Raw genomic sequence first — 2,330 nt, 5'->3', positions numbered from 1 at the left:
TGCCAGATGCCGGCGATCACCACGGCGTAGATCGCCCTGTCGGGGTTCACGATCCAGTCGAAGGTGAAGCTCTCGTAGCCCCAGCCGCGGACCATCTCCTGGATGCCGAGGCCCGGGTTCATGATCCACTTCCATGCGGTGCCGGTGACGATCATGGAAAGCGCCATGGGGTAGAGGTAGATGGTGCGCAGCGCGCCCTCGATGCGGATGCGCTGGTCGAGCATGATGGCCAGCAGCAGCCCCAGCACCATCGAGATGCAGATGAACAGCCCCCCGAAGATGTAGAGGTTGTCCATCGCCGTGTCCCATCGGGGCGAGGCGAAGAGGCGCTTGTATTGGATGAAGCCGTCGACCTCGTAGCGCGGCATCAGCTTGGAGCGGGTGAGAGACACCCATGCGGTCCAGCCGATGAAGCCGTAGACGAAGATGAGGACGGCGATGAAGGAGGGTGCGAGCACCATCCGGGGCAGGTTGCGTTCCAGCCACACAGTCATCGTGGTGTTCCTCGGGTCAAGACAAGGACCCCGCGCCCGGGACGGACCCGGACACGGGGAAGGTTGTCTTACATGGAGTTTGCGACGGCCTCGGCCAGCATCTTCACGGCGTCCTCGGAGCTCATGTCCGAGTTGAAATGCGCGGTCACGACGTCGGTGATGGCGCCGGCCTGCGCACCGCGCAGCGCCATGCCGTGGGCGTAGGAGGGCAGCAGCGAGCCGTTCTCGGACGCTGCCGCCATGTCCTCGGAGGATTTCTTGGCGCAGCTGTCGAACTCGTCGAGCGCGACGTCGGTGCGGACCGGGATCGAGCCCTTGTTGAGGTTGAACACCTTCTGGAAGTTCGGGCCGACGATCAGCTTGGCCAGCAGCTCCTGCCCGGCCTTCTTGTCGTCGCCGTCCACTTCGAACATGGCGAAGCTGTCGACGTTGTAGAGGTAGCCGTCACCGGGGGCGCTTTCACAGAGGAAGTCTTCGCCCGGGACCTTGCCGGCTGCGAGGAATTCTCCCTTGGCCCAGTCGCCCATGATCTGGAACGCGGCCTCGCCGTTCATCACCATGGCGGTGGCGAGGTTCCAGTCACGGCCGGGGAAGTTCTCGTCCACGTAGCCGCGCATCTTGCGCATCTGGTCGAAGACCGCGACCATCTCGGGCGAGCTCAGCGTGTCGGCGTCGAGATCGACGAATGCCTTCTTGAACCCGTCCGGCCCGAGAAGACCCAGCGCCACGACCTCGAACACGGTCGCGTCCTGCCAGGCCTGACCACCGTGGGCGAGCGGGATGACGCCCGCTTCCTTCAGCTTGTCTGCGGCGGCGTTGAACTCGTCCCAGGTGGTGGGCATCTCGATGCCGTTGGCCGCGAGCACCTCGGCGTTGGCCCAGATCCAGTCGACGCGGTGCACGTTCACCGGCGCGGCGCACCAGTGGCCCTCGCACTTCATGTGCTCGGCGATCGAGGCGGGCAGCACGTCGGCCCAGCCCTCGGCCTCGGCCACGGACGAGATGTCGGCCAGCACGCCCTCTTCGTACCATTCCTGGATCGCGGGGCCCTTGAGCTGCACGGCGGCGGGGGCATTGCCCGACAGGACGCGCGCCCGCAGGGCGGTCATCGCGGCGTCGCCGCCGCCGCCCGCCACGGGCATGTCGGTCCAGGTGCCGCCGTTGGCCGAGAACTCTTCCTGCAGGACGCCGACGGCCTTGGCCTCGCCGCCGGAGGTCCACCAGTGCAGGACCTCGGCTTGCGGCTCGGCTGCGACCGGGGCGGCAAGGGCAAAGAGGACGGCCGACGAGGCCGCCAGAGCGGATAGTTTCATCTGAATGTTCCTCCCAAAGAACAACGGCCGCCACGGGCGGCTGCGTGCCTCCATGTTTGCCGTTTGCGCCTCGTGCTTCAATGCCCTGCAGCAGGTCGGCTCCACGCTGCGGGCAAGAAAATTGCGATCGCTGTTACAGATTGTTACACGCTGTTTCGCAACGTCCTGACTCGACCTGCACATGCTGCGGATGCGAGAAAGGGGCAGGCCGGGGGGAGGCGATGGGTTGCACGGGATGAGGACATGACGATACCGCGGCTGCTGGTGGTCGACGACGATGCCGAGACCCGTGGCATGATGACCGAGTTCCTGCACCGGAACGGCTTCATGGCGCTGCCCTGCGACAGCGAGACCGGCATCCGCAGCCATCTCGCCAGCGGCCGCGTCGACCTGATCCTGCTCGATGTCATGCTGGGCGACGAGAACGGCGTCGAGATCTGCGCCCGGCTGCGCGCCGACCAGGACGTGCCGATCATCCTCGTCTCGGCGCTGTCGGCGGATCACCAGCGCATGGCAGGCTACG

Annotated in this window: 3 protein-coding genes; 1 reads left to right on the top strand and 2 read right to left on the bottom strand. The window is 66.1% G+C overall.

The window, feature by feature from the left end; genetic code table 11:
• Both HC022_RS24365 and HC022_RS24360 read right to left on the bottom strand, forming a co-directional pair.
• On the bottom strand, positions 1-494 hold a 494-nt coding region (locus HC022_RS24365; RefSeq protein WP_167454116.1), incomplete at its 3' end, for a carbohydrate ABC transporter permease.
• A 68-nt stretch (positions 495-562) separates the two neighbouring features.
• Complete coding sequence (locus tag HC022_RS24360) at positions 563-1,807, bottom strand: ABC transporter substrate-binding protein (RefSeq protein WP_089955234.1); 1,245 nt, start codon at positions 1,805-1,807, stop codon at positions 563-565.
• Positions 1,808-2,050: 243 nt separating this feature from the next.
• On the opposite strand from HC022_RS24360, the gene HC022_RS24355 reads away from it, so the two are divergent.
• The coding region (locus tag HC022_RS24355; protein ID WP_167454115.1) for a response regulator transcription factor at positions 2,051-2,330 on the top strand (280 nt) is incomplete at its 3' end.

The organism is Salipiger sp. HF18 (genome assembly GCF_011806505.1).
Lineage (GTDB): Bacteria > Pseudomonadota > Alphaproteobacteria > Rhodobacterales > Rhodobacteraceae > Salipiger > Salipiger thiooxidans.
This window is presented reverse-complemented; position numbering and strand designations above follow the sequence as displayed.

What these genes read in the sequence shown, in the direction of transcription:
- HC022_RS24360 (WP_089955234.1), bottom strand. Translation starts at nt 1,807, where the DNA reads ATGAAACTATCCGCTCTGGCGGCCTCGTCGGCCGTCCTCTTTGCCCTT.